This is a genomic window from Tomitella gaofuii (assembly GCF_014126825.1).
Classification (GTDB): domain Bacteria; phylum Actinomycetota; class Actinomycetes; order Mycobacteriales; family Mycobacteriaceae; genus Tomitella; species Tomitella gaofuii.
Window position 1 is genome coordinate 2,771,853 of the sequence record NZ_CP059900.1, and the last position, 17,236, is coordinate 2,789,088.

17 protein-coding genes are annotated in these 17,236 nt (G+C 72.2%); 10 read left to right on the forward strand and 7 right to left on the reverse strand.

What is annotated here, in order from left to right; genetic code table 11:
• Positions 1-102 precede the first annotated feature (102 nt).
• Both glgB and H4F70_RS12865 read left to right on the forward strand, forming a co-directional pair.
• Positions 103-2,343 carry a 1,4-alpha-glucan branching protein GlgB gene (glgB, locus tag H4F70_RS12860; protein ID WP_182357476.1) on the forward strand — a complete coding sequence of 747 codons (2,241 nt, stop codon included), beginning with the start codon at positions 103-105 and terminating at the stop codon, positions 2,341-2,343.
• 8 nt (positions 2,344-2,351) lie between these two features.
• Positions 2,352-3,848: a neutral zinc metallopeptidase gene (locus H4F70_RS12865; RefSeq protein WP_182357477.1), complete on the forward strand. Its 1,497-nt coding sequence runs from the start codon at positions 2,352-2,354 to the stop codon at positions 3,846-3,848.
• Positions 3,849-3,898: 50 nt separating this feature from the next.
• Here the strand turns inward: H4F70_RS12865 and H4F70_RS12870 are convergent, their stop codons facing one another.
• The 3 genes from H4F70_RS12870 to H4F70_RS12880 form a co-directional block, all read right to left on the reverse strand.
• Positions 3,899-4,777, reverse strand: coding sequence for a tetratricopeptide repeat protein (locus H4F70_RS12870; protein WP_182357478.1), 879 nt, complete (start codon positions 4,775-4,777; stop codon positions 3,899-3,901).
• Positions 4,778-4,852: 75 nt separating this feature from the next.
• Positions 4,853-5,248: a DUF3817 domain-containing protein gene (locus tag H4F70_RS12875; protein WP_182357479.1), complete on the reverse strand. Its 396-nt coding sequence runs from the start codon at positions 5,246-5,248 to the stop codon at positions 4,853-4,855.
• Between the two features lie 123 nt (positions 5,249-5,371).
• The gene (locus H4F70_RS12880; RefSeq protein ID WP_182357480.1) at positions 5,372-6,562 is read right to left on the reverse strand and encodes an acetyl-CoA C-acetyltransferase; all 1,191 of its coding nucleotides are present in this window, start codon (positions 6,560-6,562) and stop codon (positions 5,372-5,374) included.
• Between the two features lie 142 nt (positions 6,563-6,704).
• Between H4F70_RS12880 and mce the strand changes: the two genes are divergently transcribed.
• Positions 6,705-7,178 carry a methylmalonyl-CoA epimerase gene (mce, locus tag H4F70_RS12885; protein WP_182357481.1) on the forward strand — a complete coding sequence of 158 codons (474 nt, stop codon included), beginning with the start codon at positions 6,705-6,707 and terminating at the stop codon, positions 7,176-7,178.
• Between the two features lie 138 nt (positions 7,179-7,316).
• On the forward strand, positions 7,317-8,393 hold the full coding sequence (locus H4F70_RS12890; RefSeq protein WP_182357482.1) for a coiled-coil domain-containing protein: 1,077 nt from the start codon (positions 7,317-7,319) through the stop codon (positions 8,391-8,393).
• A gap of 12 nt (positions 8,394-8,405) precedes the next feature.
• Here the strand turns inward: H4F70_RS12890 and H4F70_RS12895 are convergent, their stop codons facing one another.
• Together H4F70_RS12895 and nucS are read right to left on the reverse strand one after the other, a co-directional pair.
• On the reverse strand, positions 8,406-8,705 hold the full coding sequence (locus tag H4F70_RS12895; protein WP_182348567.1) for an ATP/GTP-binding protein: 300 nt from the start codon (positions 8,703-8,705) through the stop codon (positions 8,406-8,408).
• A 31-nt stretch (positions 8,706-8,736) separates the two neighbouring features.
• Entirely contained in the window at positions 8,737-9,396 is a 660-nt protein-coding gene (gene nucS / locus H4F70_RS12900) for an endonuclease NucS (protein WP_182348568.1), read from the reverse strand.
• Positions 9,397-9,457: 61 nt separating this feature from the next.
• Between nucS and H4F70_RS12905 the strand changes: the two genes are divergently transcribed.
• From H4F70_RS12905 to H4F70_RS12925, 5 genes are all read left to right on the forward strand, one after another.
• Positions 9,458-11,041, forward strand: coding sequence for an adenylate/guanylate cyclase domain-containing protein (locus H4F70_RS12905; protein WP_182357483.1), 1,584 nt, complete (start codon positions 9,458-9,460; stop codon positions 11,039-11,041).
• Positions 11,042-11,338: 297 nt separating this feature from the next.
• Positions 11,339-11,845: a hypothetical protein gene (locus tag H4F70_RS12910; protein ID WP_182357484.1), complete on the forward strand. Its 507-nt coding sequence runs from the start codon at positions 11,339-11,341 to the stop codon at positions 11,843-11,845.
• Positions 11,846-12,051: 206 nt separating this feature from the next.
• Positions 12,052-12,642 carry a dihydrofolate reductase family protein gene (locus H4F70_RS12915; protein ID WP_182357485.1) on the forward strand — a complete coding sequence of 197 codons (591 nt, stop codon included), beginning with the start codon at positions 12,052-12,054 and terminating at the stop codon, positions 12,640-12,642.
• A gap of 47 nt (positions 12,643-12,689) precedes the next feature.
• Complete coding sequence (locus H4F70_RS12920; protein WP_182357486.1) at positions 12,690-13,115, forward strand: tyrosine-protein phosphatase; 426 nt, start codon at positions 12,690-12,692, stop codon at positions 13,113-13,115.
• Between the two features lie 97 nt (positions 13,116-13,212).
• The gene (locus tag H4F70_RS12925; protein WP_182357487.1) at positions 13,213-14,466 is read left to right on the forward strand and encodes a globin domain-containing protein; all 1,254 of its coding nucleotides are present in this window, start codon (positions 13,213-13,215) and stop codon (positions 14,464-14,466) included.
• 49 nt (positions 14,467-14,515) lie between these two features.
• Here H4F70_RS12925 and H4F70_RS12930 read toward each other — a convergent pair whose 3' ends face one another.
• Together H4F70_RS12930 and H4F70_RS12935 are read right to left on the reverse strand one after the other, a co-directional pair.
• Positions 14,516-15,025 (reverse strand): macro domain-containing protein, encoded by a 510-nt coding sequence (locus H4F70_RS12930; RefSeq protein WP_182348574.1) that lies wholly within the window; start codon positions 15,023-15,025, stop codon positions 14,516-14,518.
• A gap of 95 nt (positions 15,026-15,120) precedes the next feature.
• The gene (locus H4F70_RS12935; RefSeq protein WP_182357488.1) at positions 15,121-16,299 is read right to left on the reverse strand and encodes a TMEM143 family protein; all 1,179 of its coding nucleotides are present in this window, start codon (positions 16,297-16,299) and stop codon (positions 15,121-15,123) included.
• 104 nt (positions 16,300-16,403) lie between these two features.
• Between H4F70_RS12935 and H4F70_RS12940 the strand changes: the two genes are divergently transcribed.
• On the forward strand, positions 16,404-17,189 hold the full coding sequence (locus H4F70_RS12940) for a tyrosine-protein phosphatase (protein ID WP_235681098.1): 786 nt from the start codon (positions 16,404-16,406) through the stop codon (positions 17,187-17,189).
• The last annotated feature ends 47 nt before the right edge of the window (positions 17,190-17,236 follow it).

The window sequence follows — 17,236 nt, forward strand, 5'->3', positions numbered from 1 at the left end:
GCGGCGCGGACGGTGCCCGGTTGCCCGCGTCACCGCGTCCCGCGCCGCAGTGTCCGGCCCGTCAGTCCGCACCCGCCCGTCCGCACCCGGAAGCGCACCGACATGACCCGTCCTCCCGCAGAGCCCCCGCCCGGCGCCGCCGCCGCGCTGCTCCGCATCCTGCGCCTGGAGCACCCGGATCCGCACGCCGTGCTCGGCGCCTTCCCGCATGCCGGCGGGACCGTCGTGCGGGTGCTCAAACCGGGCGCCACCGCGGTGGCGGTGCGCACCGCGGACGCGCTGCACACGCTCGCGCCCGTCGATCCGCGCCCCGCCGACGGGCGCGGCGGGGCGCATCCCGGCCTGTTCGCCGCCGTCCTCCCCGTGGCGGCCGGTGAGGACTACCGGCTCGTCGTCACCTACCCGCCGGGCCGCACCTACGTGATGCCCGACGGCTACACCATGCCCATCACCGTCCCGGGGGACACGCCCCGCCGCCTCGCCGCGGGCACGCACCGCCGGCTGTGGGAGGCCCTGGGGGCACGTCCGACGATGATGGGCACGCCCACGGGCGCGGTGTCCGGCACCGCATTCGCCGTGTGGGCCCCGCATGCGCGGGGGGTCGCCGTCATCGGCGGGTTCGACGGCTGGTCGGAGCTCGGCGCCCCCATGCGCCGGCTACCCGGCACCGGGGTGTGGGAGGTGTTCGTGCCCGGCGTCGGACCGGGCGAGCTCTACAAGTTCCGCATCCGCGCTCCCGACGGGACCCTCACCGACCGTGCCGACCCGATGGCGCAGTGGGCGGAGGCGCCGCCGAACACCGCCTCGCGCGTGACCGCCGAGCGGCACCGGTGGCGCGACGACGCGTGGCTGCGGCACCGGGCCGCCGCCGATCCACGGCGCCGCCCGATGTCCGTCTACGAGGTGCACCTGGGCTCGTGGCGTCCCGGGCTCGACTACGACGGGCTCGCCGCCGAGCTTGTGCCGTACGTCGCGCGCCTGGGTTTCACCCACGTGGAGCTGCTGCCGGTGGCCGAGCATCCCTACGGCGGTTCGTGGGGTTACCAGGTGACCTCGCAGTTCGCCCCCACCGCCCGCTTCGGCGAACCCGACGGTCTGCGCAGGCTGGTGGACGCCTTCCACGCGGCCGGAATCGGGGTGATCGCCGACTGGGTCCCCGCGCACTTCCCGCGTGACGGCTGGGCGCTCGCCCGCTTCGACGGGGCCGCGCTGTACGAGCCGGACGATCCGCTGCGCGCCGACCACCCGGACTGGGGCACGCTCACCTTCGACCTCACCCGTCCCGAGGTGCGCGCGTTCCTGCTGTCCTCCGCGCTGTACTGGATCGAACGGTTCCACCTCGACGGCCTGCGCGTCGACGCGGTGGCCTCGATGATCTACCGCGACTACTCGCGCCGGGCGGGGCGGTGGACGCCGAACGCGCGCGGAGGCCGCGAGGACCTCGCCGCGACCGGCTTCCTGCGGGAGCTCACCGCCACCGTCTGCCGCCTGCACCCCGGGGTGAGCCTCATCGCCGAGGATTCGTCACTGCGGCCGGGCACCACTGCCCCCGCCGCGCGGGGCGGCCTGGGGTTCACCTTCCGGTGGAACCTCGGGTGGATGCACGACACCCTGGGTGCGGGCGGACCGCTGCCCGGCGGGGGCCCGCCTGCCGGCAGCGTCCGCACCCTCGACTACGCCTGCGACGAGCACTACGTGCTGCCGATCAGCCACGATGAAGTGGTGCACGGCAAAGGAACGCCGTGGCAACGGTTCTCCGGACCGCCCGAGCAACGTGCGGAGCGGGTCCGCGCGCTGCTGGCGGCCATGTGGGCGCACCCGGGCAAGAAGCTGCTGTTCATGGGGCAGGAGTACGGCCAGGCCTCGGAGTGGTCCGACCTCTACGGCCCCGACTGGGGACAACTGCGCGACCCGCTGCACGACGATGTGCGCACGCTGGTGGCCCGGCTCAACGCGCTGTACCGGTCGATCCCTGCGCTGTGGCTCGACGACGGCACGCCCGGCGGCGTCACCCGGCTCGCCGCGGCCGCGGACCCCCGGGTGCTCGCCTTCGCCCGCCACACCGCGCACGCCCCGGCGCTCGCGTCCTCGGTGATCTGCGTGGCGAACCTGTCGGACCTCCCCGTGGACACGCGGATCCGGGCCCCCTTCGCCGGCGCCTGGCGGGTCGCAGTCGACACCGGACACCGCGAGCCCGCCCGAGTCCGCATCGACGGGGGTGTCGACGGCGGCGACGGCGGCGACGGCGCGGACGCGGCGGGGGCGCTCCGGATCCGCGTCGCCTTGCCCGCCCGCAGTACCGTGTGGTTGGTCCGCGACCCGGCGGGCCGATCACCCCGTTGAGGAGCACCATGCCGACGAGGCCCCCGCGAGCCCGCCGTCCGCGGCGCCCGTCGGCCCGGGCGGCTGCGGCGGCGGCAGCGGCGTGCGCCCTCATCGCCGCGGGATCGGCGTGCACCGTCACCACCGACGGCTCGGCCCGCCCACAGGCCGCATCCCCCGACACCGTCGCCGGCATGCCGGTCACCCACGGCCCCAGCGGCCCCCGCGCCGACGCGCCCGCCCCGCAGGTGCAGGTGGCCGGAGGCACGCACGGCCCTATCGACACGCTCGCCGCGTCCGCCGTGGACGACCTGGGCCGGTTCTGGGCCGAAACGTTCCCCCGTGACTTCCACCGGCCGTTCACCCCGGTCGCGCGTTTCGTCTCGTGGGATTCGGCGGACCCGTGGACGCCGGGCCCTCTGTTCTGCGGCGACCCCACCACCGGCGTCGCCAACGCCGGCTTCTGCCTCTCCCGCAACGAGATCGGCTGGGACCGCGGACCGCTGTTGTCGGACCTCGTCGCGCAGTACGGCGACCTCGCCCCCGTGGTGGTGCTGGCCCACGAATACGGCCACGTGGTGCAGTACCAGACCGGGGTGCGCACCACGCAGGCGCCGACGATCGTGCTCGAGCAGCAGGCCGACTGCTACGCGGGCGTGTTCCTGCGCCACGTCGCCGAGGGCGGCTCCGCGCACTTCACCATGAACACCACCGACGGCCTGGAATCCGCGCTCGCCGTGCTCGTCGGGATCCGCGATTCCCCCGACGACGCGGGGTTCGGCGGCTCCGAGCACGGGTCCGCCTTCGAACGGATCACCGCGTTCCAAGAGGGCTTCACCGGTTCCGCGTCGGCGTGCGCGGATCTCGACGCCGCGGACGTGGACGCGCGCCGGGTGGCAGTGCCGCTCGCGGCGCTCGGGGCCGGCGACCCCGCCCCGCGGCCGGTGGACAAAGCCGCGCTCGACGCCGTCGCCGCGTCGTTCGCGGCGATGCTCTCCGATACACGGCTCCCCGAGGTGCGGCTCCCGGAACCCGACACAGACGACCCCACCGGCGGATGCGACCGGTCCACCTCGCCGGCGACCTTCTGCGCCTCCACCGGCGCCGTCGCCGCGGACCTGCCCGCATTGGCCGCGCTGGCCGACGGCGGGCCGCAGGGGCTCGGCGGCGACTTCACCGCGCTCAGCGCCGTCGCGTCCCGGTACGCGCTCGCCGCCGCCGACGCGCGCGGCGCCACACTGACCGGTGGCCGGGCCGCCCTGCGCACGGCCTGCACGACCGGCGCCTGGTCCGCCCATCTGGGACAGGACTCAGGAGGCGCGGCCACGAGCGGCGCCGGGCCGCAGGCCGAAGGGCTCCGACTGCGCCCCGGCGACCTGGACGAGGCTGTGGCCGGGCTGCTCGACGGCGGGCTCATCGCCGCCGACCTCGACGGCACCACCGTGCCGAGCGCGTTCGCCCGGCTCGACGCCTTCCGCGACGGCTTCACCGGCGGCGTGCACACCTGCCGCACGATGTATCCGTGACGTGCACGATGCCGACCTGACGCCGGTGCGCGGACTCCGCCCGGCCCCGCTCAGTACAGTGCGTTGGCCAGGCCCCGCCGCGCCCGGATGACGTGTTCGTCCGCGGGGTCGAACAAGTCGAGCAGCTCGAGCAGCCGCGTGCGGGCCGTCGCCTTGGCCTCGGGCGTTCCGGTGCGCACCACCGCGATGAGCCGGCCGAACGCGGCGTCCGGCTGCTGCGCGAGCAGCTCGGCGTCCGCCGCACGCAGTTGCTTGTCCACCTCGCCCGGCGCGGCGTCCGCCGCCGCGACGGCGTCCTCGGGGACCTCCTGCGCCCGCACGAGGAATCGCAATTGCCGCACGGCCGCGGTCGCCTCCCCGTGGCCGGGCTCGTCGGCCAGGATCTGTTCGTAGGCCTCGATGCTGCCGGGCAGATCGCCCGCGTCCATGAGCTCCTCGGCGGCGACCAGGCGCGGGTCACGGGCGGGCTCGCCCTCCTCCGCCGCCGGGCGCGGGCCGGAGAGCTGCCCCGCGGTGGCGTCGAGGATCCCGGAGATCCACTGGTCCAGCTCGGCCTCGGAGATCATCCCGGCGAACGCGTCCACCGGCCGTCCCGCCGCGACGGCGAGGACCGTCGGCACCGATTGCACCCCGAACGCCTGCGCGATGCGCGGCGCGCTGCGGATGTCCACCGTGGCCAGGACCCACCGGCCCGCGGCGGCCACCGCCGCCTGCTCCAGCGTCGCGTCGAGCTGCACGGACTGCGGATACTCCGCCGCGCCGATCGACACGACCACCGGGACCTGCATGGAGCGCTGCAGGACCTCCGCCTCGAAGTCGGCCTCGCCGACGGCCACCACCGGGCGGACGCCGCCGGGCCCCGCCGGGGGCTGCTCCTGCGGAGGGCGCTGCGGCTGGGCGAGCCCGGCGAGATCCACAGCACCGGACATCGCTGCCGCCATCGACGCGGACGGGGGCCTGGAACCTGGACTAGTCACGGGTGCAAGTCTGCCACGGGCGCCGGTTCAGGCGCGCGCCCCGGCCTGGTCCTTCTGCGTGTCACCGTCCTGCTCGCCCGCCGCGCCCTGCGACGAAGAAAGCGACAGCTCGGCCAGCAGCCCGTTGCTCGCCGCCCAACGCTCGAACACGATGGTGCCGAACGGCGGCACCGACGAGATCAGCGCGAGCAGCGTCACCTTGGCGTTCCACTTGAGCGCGCGTGCGGTGGCCAGCGCCACCAGCACGAAGAGCATGAAGCCGGTGATCCCGTGCAGCATCCCGGGGATCTTGACGGCCTCGTCGTATCCGAACCCCCACTTGAACACCATCGCCACCAGCAGGGCCAGCCAGGTCACGGCCTCCCAGAAGGCGACGAGGCGAAAACGCTTCGCCGGGGTGGAGAGGTCAAAGAAATCGGCCATGGCGCCCATTGTGCCCGGCCGGCGCCGGGGCGGATACGCCTCCGGCGTGTGATGTGCGTCAACGCACGGCCGCCCGCCGTACGCGGCGGGCGGCCGTGCGGCCGTGCGGCCGTGCGGCCGACTCTACTGTGCGGGAACCGTCACGATGAGGGCGTCGCCCTGCCCGCCCCCGCCGCACAAGCCCGCCGCGCCGGTGCCGCCACCGCGGCGACGGAGCTCGTTGACCAACGAGACCACGATGCGCGCTCCGGACATGCCCAGCGGGTGGCCGATGGCGATGGCGCCGCCGTTGACGTTGACCTTCTCCGGGTCGATGCCCAGCTGCCGCGTGGACGCGATGCCGACCGCCGCGAACGCCTCATTGATCTCCACCAGGTCGAGATCCCCCGGCTCGATCCCCTGCCGGGCGCAGGCCTTGGCGATCGCGTTGGCGGGCTGCTGCTGCAGCGTCGAATCGTCCGGCCCCGAGACCACGCCGTGGCGACCGATCTCCGCGATCCAGCTCAGCCCCAGCTGCTCCGCCTTCTCCTTGCTCATGACCACCACGGCGCAGCCGCCGTCGGAGATCTGCGAAGCGGTGGCCGCGCTGATGGCGCCGTCGGAGCGGAACGCCGGCCGCAGCCGCGACAGCGATTCCGCGGTGGTGTCCGCCCGGATGCCCTCGTCCTCGCGGACCTCCAGCGGCTCGCCCTTGCGCTGCGGCACCGAGACCGGCACGACCTCGTCGGCGAAGAGCCCGTCCTTCCACGCGCGGGCCGCGTTCTGGTGCGACGCCGCGGCGAAGGCGTCCATGTCCGCACGCGTGATGGGGTCGGCATCGTTCTTCTGCTCGGTGAGCAGGCCCATCGACTGATCGGTGAACACGTCCTCCAGACCGTCGTGGTTCATGTGGTCCACCAGCGCGGTGTCACCGAACTTCACCCCGGACCGGCTGCCCAGCAGCATGTGCGGGGCCTGGCTCATGGACTCCTGGCCGCCCGCCACGACGACGTCGAACTCTCCGGCGCGGATGAGCTGATCGGCCAGCGCGATCGCGTCCAGCCCGGACAGGCAGACCTTGTTGACGGTCAGGGCGGGGACGTCCATCGGGATACCGGCCTTGACCGCGGCCTGGCGGGCAGGGATCTGCCCCGCGCCCGCCGTGAGCACCTGCCCCATGATCACGTACTCGACCTGGTCCGGGCGCACACCCGCCTTCTCGAGCGCCCCGGCGATGGCGATACCGCCGAGATCGGCCCCCGAGAAATCCTTGAGGGCGCCCATCAGGCGGCCCACCGGAGTGCGGGCCCCGGCGACGATGACTGAACTGCTCACGAAGAATCCTCTCGTGTTTCGACTGCGGCCGCGCCGCGGCACCGGAGCTGTCGGCCCCGGATCGTCCATCCCGGGCCGGGCTCGACCGCGGAACGCGGGTGGCGCGCGCGGCTGCTCCACCCGCCACGATACCGTCGGGACCATGACAGAGAACACCGCCACTGCGGGCAGCATCACCGGGCGCTACGTCACCGCCATCGACCACGTGGGCATCGCCGTCCCCGATTTCGACGCCGCCGTCCAGTGGCACCGCGATCACCTGGGCCTCGTCCTCGCCCACGAGGAGATCAACGAGGAGCAGGGCGTCCGCGAGGGAATGCTCTCGCCGGTCGGCACCGCGTTCGGCACCGACACCGCGATCCAGATCCTGGCGCCCCTCGACGACGAGTGCGCGATCGCGAAGTTCATCGCCCGCTCCGGGCCCGGCCTGCAACAGCTCGCCTACCGCGTCACCGACGTCGAGGCTCTGTCCGCCGAGCTGCGCGCAGCGGGAGTCCGGCTGCTCTACGACGCCCCGCGGCACGGCACCGCGGACTCGCGCATCAACTTCATCCACCCGAAGGACGGCGGCGGCGTGCTCATCGAACTCGTGGAACCGGCGGCCGCCGCACACTGAACCGACGGGCGCTGCGACGCGCCGCCGGGTACAGGCGGGTCACGGGGCGGGCACGGCGAGGTCACGGTGGCCTGGCCCGCCCGGCGATCCGTACGCGCCTCCGGCACCGCAGCGCTTCTCGGCGGTACCGTGGCAGGCATGTCGTACTCGCCAGATCCGTCGGCCTTCTCCAACCGCTTCGACATCGTGCGCAAGGGCTACGATCGCGACCAGGTGGTCGAGTTTCTGCGCCGCCTCGACGCCGAGCTGCGCCTCACCGCCACCGACCGGGATGCCGCGGCCGCGCAGGCGAGCGACCTCGCGGCACAACTCGACGATGCGCGCGACGAGATCGACCAGCTGCGCAGCGAGATCGACAGGCTCTCCGTGCCCCCCACCACCGCGGAGGGCATGAGCGACCGCATCTCGCGCATGCTGCGGCTCGCCTCGGACGAGACCGCGGAGATGCGCGCCCGCGCGGAAGCGGAGGCCGCGGAGATCCGTTCGGTGGCCACCCAGGACGCCGACGAGCTGAGGAAGCGGCACGAGGGACGTCTGCGTGATCTCGAACGCCGCCGTGAGGCGCTCGAGTCCGAGCACGAACACACCATGGAGCTCGCCCGCACCCAGGCCGGTCGCACTCTCGAGGCGGCCGAGGCGGAACGCGACCGGCTCGATGAAGAGGCCCGGGTGCGGAGGGACCGCACCTATGAGGACCTGCAGAAGCACATCGAGGAGACCAAGCGCGTCGCGGCCGCCGAGGCCGACAGGCGTATCAAGGCGGCCACCCAGGAGGCCGGCCGGCGGATCACCCGCGCACGCGCGGATTTCGAGTCGCTCCGCACCATGCGCTCGCACGCCCTGGAGCAGCTCATGGAGGTGCGGACGTCGCTCGACGACGTCGCCGCCGTGCACCAGCGGGTCCGGGCCGAGCGTGCCCCGGCCGAATCCGACTTCGACTGGTACGAGCAGAACGCCGCCGAGTCCGCCGACCAGGGCGCGCCCGCGGAGGATGCCCCGTCGAACGGGTCGACAGCGCAGGAAGCCGCCGGGCACGGCCCCGGCGAACAGGATGATCCGGCTCCGGCGCGCGCGGACGGTCGGACTGCACCGGCGCCCGGCCCGGGAACGTCCGCGGCCCGGAAACCGCGCACCCCCGGCGGCAAGGACGGGGATTCCGGCGGCGACGGGCCGTCCACCCGCACCATCGCCACGGCCACCTCCGCGCGCCGCTGACGAGGCCGGCCGTCACGACCAGCGACGGGTGACCCCGCGGGTGCGTCGGGAACGCCAGCAGCCGGAGTGCCAGTGCCGGCGCTCGCCGGCCCCGCCGAAGGCGTCCTCCGGCCAGGCCACGACGTGCGCCACCGACGGCGCTATCTCGTGGTCGCACCCCGGGCACCGGTAGCGCTTGACCGCGCGCGCTGCGGGGATCCGCCGGACGTGGAAATCCGTGCCGTCCGGGCCGGGCTCGACGTGCGCGAACGCGTCGACGCGCAGCGGGGCCGCCGGCCGCGCCGCACCACGACGGTGCTTCCTCCTGGACACTGGCCGAGTGTAACCGCCCGGCACCGCACGCTCAGAACAGCCGGAACTCGTCGCTTTCGATGCCGCGGAGCTCGTCGTAGTCGAGGACGACGCAGCGTATCCCCCGGTCCTCGGCGAGCGTGCGCGCCTGCGGCCTGATCTGCTGTGCGGCGAAGACGCCCTGCACCGGGGCCAGCTGGGGGTCGCGGTTGAGCAGCTCGAGGTAGCGCGTGAGCTGTTCGACCCCGTCGATCTCCCCGCGGCGTTTGATCTCGACCGCGACGGAACCGCCCCCGGAATCCCGGCACATCAGGTCCACGGGGCCGATCGCGGTGGGGTACTCCCTGCGCACCAGCGAATACCCGTCGCCGAGTGTCGTCACGTGCTCGGCCAGCAGCTCCTGGAGGTGGGCCTCGACGCCGTCCTTGATCAGGCCGGGATCCTCGCCCAGTTCATGCGTGGAGTCGTGCTCGATCTCCTCGAGGAGAATGCGCAGCGTGTCGCCGGTCTTGTTCACCACGGTCCACTCGCCGTCCCCCTCGGTGATCCAGCACGGGGGCGTCATCCAGTTGAGCGGCTTGTACGCGCGGTCGTCGGCGTGCACGCTGATCGAGCCGTCGGCCTTGAGCATGAGCAGGCGACGGGCCATGGGCAGATGGGCGGTGAGCCGGCCGCTGTAGTCGACCTGGCACCGGGCGATGACGAGGCGCACCCGACCACCTTAAGTCCCACCGCCCCGCGCGCAGCGACCCGCTCCCCTATGCTCGGCAACCATGCAGGCGGGGAGGGTGAGGATCAGGCGGCGAGCGCACGCACCGCTGGGGTCGCGCATCCTCGGTTCGGACGACGAGTCCACCGTGCGCCGCCGAATCCGGGTCCAGACGCTGCTCACCGTCGTCCTGCTCACCTGCAACCTCGTCGGTGCGGCCACCGCGATCGTGCTTATCGCCGTGGTCGTCCCCGGCCCGCCCGTCTTCGCCTCGCAGCTGTGGGTGCTCGACTTCGCGCTGGTGCCCGCGGTGACGGTCGCCGCCTTCGTGATCGGGCTGGTCTGGATCACCCGGGGCTCACTGCGGAGACTGCGGTGGGCGATCCAGGGCGTCCCCGCCACCGCGCGGGATCTGCGCACCACCCTCGCGATGCCGTTTCGGATCACCGTGCGGCAGGCGGTGCTGTGGTATGCGAGCGCCGCGATCATCACGGCCGCCTACGCCACCCGCGACGTCGACTACATCGCCCCGATCGCGTTCACCGTCGTCTTCGCCGGCACCGTCACGTGCGCCACCAGCTATCTGTTCAGCGAGTTCGCCCTGCGCCCCACCGCCGCGCAGGCACTGGCGTCGGCCCCGCCCACGCGCGTGCGCCGCACCGGCGTGACCACGCGGATGGTGGCCGCGTGGCTGATCGGCACGGGCATCCCGGTGCTGGGCCTGATGATCATCGCGGTCACCACGCTCACCGTCGGATCGCGATCGGTGGCCGACCTGGCCATCCCCGTCTTCGCCCTGGGCGGGGTGACGCTGGCGGTGGGGCTGCTCCTGACCCTGCTGGTGTGCGCGTCCACTCTCGCCCCGATCAACTCGGTCCGGTCGGCGATGGCGGAGGTCGAACGCGGACGCCTGGACGCCGAGGCGGTCGTGTTCGACGGCACCGAGCTGGGCGAGCTGCAGCGTGGCTTCAACGAGATGGCGCGCGGACTGCGCGAGCGCGAACGCATCCGCGAGGTGTTCGGGCGGCACGTCGGGCACGAGGTCGCCGCCTACGCGCTGTCCGGCGACTTCGACGCGGCCGGGCGCGAGGTCGAGGTCGCGGTGCTGTTCGTCGACCTCATCGGGTCCACCGCGCTCGCCGCCCACCGGCCGCCGGCCACGGTGGTCGCGCTGCTCAACCGGTTCTTCGCGGTCGTCGTCGACGAGGTCGAGCTCCGTCACGGGCTGATCAACAAGTTCGAGGGGGACGCCGCCCTGGCGGTATTCGGCGCCCCGGCGCAGGTCGCCGACCCGTGCACGGCGGCCCTCGCGACAGCGCGGATCATCAGCGCCCGGCTCCACGCCGAGGTGCCCGAACTGGCAGCAGGCATCGGCGTCTCCTTCGGCTCCGCGGTGGCCGGGAACATCGGCGCGCACCGCCGCTACGAGTACACGGTGATCGGCGACGCGGTGAACGAGGCCGCCCGGTTGTCGGAGTACGCAAAGGGGCTCGATGCGCTCACCGTCGCGGCGGAGGCGTCGTGGCGGAAGGCGAGCCCCGCCGAGCAGCGGTTCTGGCAGGCGGCCGGCGAAACCGAACTGCGCGGGCGCGCAACCCCCACCAGGCTGTTCGTTCCGTACGACGGCGGAACACAGATCAACGATTAAACCGTTCGGCTGACATCGACTCCCCGATTCGGGAACCGATACGGGCATTCTGTCGGTGACCGGGTGCACAATCTACGTCATAGACACCAAGGCGGCCGGCCGGTCGCCGCCCGATACCGATGCCTGCGCCGTTCTCGACGCCCGCAGCCCAGTCGGGACGTACAGCGTTGCCCGGACGTGTTCCGCCCGCATCGCGTTGCGCCTCGCCCATGCAGGGTCGCCACGGCCGCAGCGGTCCGACGTCGTCGGGTCCGACGGCGGTGCGGGCGGCGGCGTACGGCCACGGGAGGAAGCCCCATGGATTTCGAGATCAACGCGGAGACCGGCTACAACTACGGCACCGCATCCAACACAGCGTTCTACGAGCTCATGCTGGCGCAGTACTCAGCGGAGCTGGCCTCCGGCACCGCCTCGACAGATAGCGACCCGGGTCTGCTGTGGTTGACATTCGAGGGCATCGCGCGTCGCGACGCGCGGGTCGACTGGTCCGCACATCGCGGAGCGCTGGCCGGAAACCGCTGGCTTCCCATCCTCTACGAGGTCGACGAGGACTGCGGCCTCGGCGACACCTCGATAGACGACGAATACGACCCGGCGCTCTTCGACGAGGACAGCCTCGTGGGATGCCGCACACGCCTGACCGCGCTCCTGTCGCTGGCGGACGGGCCGGGGGTCACCGACAACTTCGACCTCGTCGAGCTCGCCCGGGACATCCACGCGGCCACCGGCGGATACGACCCGCTCGCGCTGGCACGCGCCGACCTTCTGATGCTGGCCGAGGGGCGCCGCCGCGCCGCGCATTGAGCACCGACACGCTCAGCGCAGAACTTCCGGCAGGTGGCTCTCTCGACCCGGCGCGGGTCATTCCCGCCTCGAACGGTCGCCGTCGCACCGGGGTGAGCGTGCACGCCGACGATGAGTTCGGGCCTCGCCGCCGGTCCAACCTTGCACCGACAGTGTCCATGACACTGCCGACGGGCACTTGGCGGCACAGTAGAAGGGGCACGACCATGTCTGAACTGCTCGTAGACTTCATCACCACGCTCGACGGCTACGCGTCGGGCCCCTGGCCAGGATGGTGGGGAATGGAAGGCCCGGAATACCTCGGTTGGGCCGGCGGACAGGCCGAGGCCACCTACCTTATGGGGGCGAACACTTACCGGCAGATGTCAGGCTTCGCCGGCGGCGACGTGCCGGCAGGCGTAGACGAGTTCAGGGCAGAGGAAGAAGCGTCCGTCGACGGGTTGACGCGAGCGTCCAAGGTGGTGTTCTCCTCCTCACTCGAGGATCCGCTGACATGGGCCAACTCCACACTCGTCCGCGGCGATGCCGTCGAGACGGTCCGTGCCATGAAGGAGGACGGCTCGGAACCTCTGAGTACGATCGGCAGCCTGAGCCTGTGCCGGAGCCTGCTGAAAGCCGGTCTCGTCGACCGTTTCCGGGTCGTCATGTTCCCGGTGATCACCGGGGCCACAGGTGCGGAGCGGATCTACGACGGCTACCCGGATGTAGCCCTCGAGATGATCGATCACCGAACCTTCGATGACAGTATCCAACTGGTGGAATACCGCCCCACGGTTCTTGCGGCCCGGGGCACCTGAGAGACACACGCCCAGCATGGGGCCGGTGCCCGGTCGGCATTCTCGGGGTGTCCGGCGAGGCGATCATCGACGACTTCGTCGCATCGAACACATACAACCGTGAGCACAACGAGAAGACCTACAAGTACCTCGAGGGCAAGGGCGTGGACATCTCGCTGGTCAAGCCGCTGATGGAACAACGCCCCAGCCAGATCAAGCCCGTCCTCGATGCGGTGCACAACACCTACGGCGGCTGGGACACGTTCGCCCACGACGTGCTCGGACTCGACTCGCAAACCCTGGCACAGCTACACGACAAGATGCTCGCAAAAGCCGTACCCGGACCGGGCGCCGCGGACAGAGGCACGACCCCACGGCGTCCGCGGCATATCCATCCGACATTCGGGGCCGCTATCAGCCCGACGGTGAGGCCGATCAGAGCGTTCTGCACTCGCGGGCCGAATCAGCTCCCACGCAGAACGCTCGAAGCATAGCCGGCACACCGGCCCCGCCCGCATCCACTACTACGTCTCGTAGTATTCCTGGTCACACTCTATGGACGGATACCCTTCCCCCAAATAGATTCGGGCCATGGGCATTTCACCGCAGAATCTTCAGGTCATCCGCGCGTCGCTTCCCGCCGTCGCCGGCGCGATCGGCGAGGTCACTCCGCTGTTCTACCGGTCCATGTTCGCCGCGCACCCGGAACTCGAACGCGACCTGTTCAACCGCGGCAATCAGAGCCAGGGCGAGCAGCAGAAGGCCCTCGCCGGTGCGATCGTCGCATTCGCCACCATCCGGACGGGCACCGATCCGGAGCGGGCGCGGTCCATCATCTCGCGGATCGCCCACAAGCACGCGTCCCTGGGGATCACGGCCGACCAGTACGCCATCGTCCACAAGCACCTGTTCGACGCGATCGCGGAGGTCCTCGGCGCTGCGCTCACCAGCGAGGTCGCGGCGGCGTGGGACGAACTGTACTGGGATATGGGCCAGTGCCTCGTCACCGAGGAGAACCGCCTCTACGCCGAGGCGGGGGTGGCTCCAGGGGACGTCTGGCGCGCGTTGACGGTGGTGCGCCGCGTCCAGCAATCCGCAGAGACGGTCACCTTCGAGCTGGCCGACGCCGGCGGCGCACCGCTTCCGCAGCACCGCCCCGGCCAGTACATCTCGGTGCAAGTACCGCTACCCGACGGCGCGCGGCAGATCCGCCAGTACAGCCTCGTCGGCGCGCCGAGCGCCCCGAACTGGGAGATCAGCGTCAAAGCCCTCCCGTCGGCCGTGCTCGGCGATGGGACGACGGCCCCTGAAGGGCAGGTCTCCCATCACCTGTACCGCAACGTTTTCGAGGGCGACACGCTGCGCGTGTCGATCCCCTTCGGCGACCTGGTCCTGGACGACGGCGACTCCCCCGTCATGCTCGTCTCCGCGGGGATCGGCTGCACCCCGATGATCGGGATGCTCCACCACCTGGCCGACACCGGCAGCACGCGTCCGGTGTCCGTGCTCCACGCCGACCGGTCACCGTCCCACCACGCCCACCGCGCCGAGCTCACCGAACTCGTCGGCCGCATCCCCTCCGCAGTGCTGCACCGGTGGTACGAGGATCTCGGCGCCCGTTCCGCCGCGCCGACCATCGCCAGCGGCCGGGCCAACGTCTCCGGGATCGGCATCGAGGACGGCACCACCGTCTACATGTGCGGGCCGATGCCGTTCATGCGGTCGATCCGGCAGTCGCTGATCGCCCGTTCCGTGCCGGCGGAGTCGATCCACTGCGAGGTTTTCGGCCCCGAAGCCTGGGACGATGCCGACCGCGGCACGGCGCTTGCGTCCGCCTCGTCGTAGTCCCCGACCGCGACCGCCGCGCGCTGCGGTGTCCGCGGCGGTCGCAGGATCACCCGAGCGCGGCACGCACGAGGCGGGCGATCTCCGGGTCCGCGGTCACCAGCGTGACCACCTCGACGTCGCACCGCGCCTCGCCGAGGGCGCGCACGGCCTGGTCGACCGCGTCGCCGCGCGGCCAGGCCCCCGGGCCCGAGGCGAGCAACGGGCACGCCACGGTGCGTGCGCCCACCGATTCCGCGACCAGCAGGCAACGCCGGTAGGTGTCGCGGAGGACGCCCGCGCGGTCCTCGCGGCGCGAATACCGGGGGCCCACCGTGAGGATCACCCACCGCGCAGGCAACTCCCCTCCCCGTGTGGCCACGGCGTAGCCCACCTCGAGACCGCGAGGGAAGGTCGTCTCACGCAGCAATCGGCATGCGTCCCGCATGCCCGGCCCCGCCCGCCGCTGCACGGCTCCGGACGGGCCCGCGCCGACGCGCAGGTCCTGCCCGGTGGGCACCACCACCGCGTCCACCGCCATTCCCGCGGCATCCGCCACCGTCACGTCGATGAGAGTCATCCGCGCCCCTCCCCTGCAGAGGTCGTTGACCCCACGGTATAACGCGGGTCACACCGCCCGGGTCGTATCGGTGCAGCAACGCCCCCGGCCCCGTGTCAATCCGCGGCCGCGCACCAGAGCTCGCGCAGCCGATCGCGCGCCACGGCCGGCGCCACGGCTCTGCGGCCGCCGGCCCCGTCGGGCTCCGTCAGGCCCAGGTCCTCGAGCGTCGCCAGGGCGTCGTCCGCAGCGAACCGGAACTCCCTCCCCCGCTGCAGTTCGGGCCGGCCCTCGACCGCGGCGGCGAGCGCGTGCGCGGTCAACGGCTCTCCGGCCGCCCGCAGCTCACGGTAGGCGAGCATCGCCAGCGCGTACTCCGCATCCTCGGCCGCCCCCAGGAGCCGGTAGAACACCCCGGCGTCGTTGTCGAGATTGCGGTAGTACAAGTTGTCCGTCAGCGTGTTCATGAACTGCAGCCGCCGGCGCGTGTACTTGCGGTACTGCCTGGCCACGTAGCTGCCGAGGGCCACGAGGCCCGCGCCCACGGTCACCAGCGCCGCCTGGTTCACCTGCACCGGGGTGTCGCGCAGCCCCACCCAGAACGCCAACAGGAGCACCAGCAGCCCGACGGCCGAAATGAGCTTGGTCGCCACCAGCGCGATGCCGGAAACCAGCGCGGGGATGACGATGAGCAGCTTGTCCGTCCACCGCATGCGCGGGCGGACCCCCGGCAGGAGCATCTCGATGTCGTCCTTCGGGACGTCCTCGAACAGTTTCAGCGCCGTGACCTCGCCGGTGTGCACATACACCAGCACGCGCGAGAAGCGTTCGTACTCGATGTCCTTCGTCCGCAGCCCCCACCACGTGCGCACCCGGGCCGTCGCGGACACGCGGCCGCGCCGGTACAGCACCGCGCCGACCAGCGTCCGTTCGGGAATCTCCATCCGCACGCGCAACAGGGCGTGCGACCGCATCGACGCCGCGAGCTCCTCCTGGGTGATCCGGGTGTACCCCGCGGTGTCGGCCAGCCCGTCGAGCAGGTTTTCCAGCCTGGTGCGCGCCCGGGCGCGCGCCTCGTCCGCGGGCGGTGCGTCCCTGCGCGCGTACTCCGGGGGATGCAGCAGGAAGTAGTCCGCCTCGACCTCCCGCAGCACACGCCGATACCGCTGATGCAAGACGCCGGCGAGCAGCCGATGGACCTCCATGGCCGTGTCTCGGTCCCCGGTCGCGGCGTCCGCCGCGCACAGGGCCGTCACTTCCGACCGGAGGAACGGAATGAATCGCTCGTCGCTCACGGGCTCCCCTCGCACGCTGATGCAACTGCTCACCCTAACCGGTGCGCCCGCACAGCGGCCCGTACCGGCACCACGACCGGGCCGGCGTCGGTAGCATCCGCACCGTGACCGAACAACCGACAGGAATCCGGAACTGGCGCGACCTCGGCGGGATCGCGACGGTCGACGGCCGCATCGTCCGCCCGGGCGCATTCTTCCGCTCCGCCGAGCTGAGCGCCGTGTCCGAAGACGACCGCGATGCGCTCTCCCACCTGGGCATCGGACCGGTCTTCGACCTGCGCACCGACGCCGAACGCACGGGCGCGCCGGACGACCTCCCGGACTCCGCGACGGTGGTGCCGCTGGACGTGCTGGCGGACAAGTACGCCGCCGCGGTCCCGACGAAGATGCAGGACTTCCTGACCTCGCCGCAGGCCGTCGAGGCCGCGCTGGGCGGAGGACGGGCCGCGGAGATGATGGCCGAGAATTACCGTGCGATGGTCACCATCCCCAGTGCGGTGCGCTCCTACCGCGCGATGGTGCGCGACATCGCGGCCGACCCGCGACCGGCGTTGGTGCACTGCACCAGCGGCAAGGACCGCACAGGCTGGGGCACTGCGATCGTGCTGTTCGCGGTGGGCGCCGACGAGCAGTCGGTGCAGACCGACTATCTGCGCACCAACGAGCTGTATCTGCCCACGCTCACCGACACCTTCGCCAAGTTCGAGGCGGCAGGCGGCAACCCCGACGACCTGCGCGCGCTGCTCGGTGTGCGGCCGGAATACCTGCAGGCCGCCCTCGACGAGGCCCGCACGGTGCACGGTTCGCTGGAGGCGTACCTGTCCGAGGCCCTCGGCATCGACGACGCCCTGCGCGAGGCGCTGCGCGCACGCCTGCTGCTGCCGGACTGAGCCGACCCCGCCGGACTGGCCCCGCCTGCGTCGGCAGGATCCGCGGT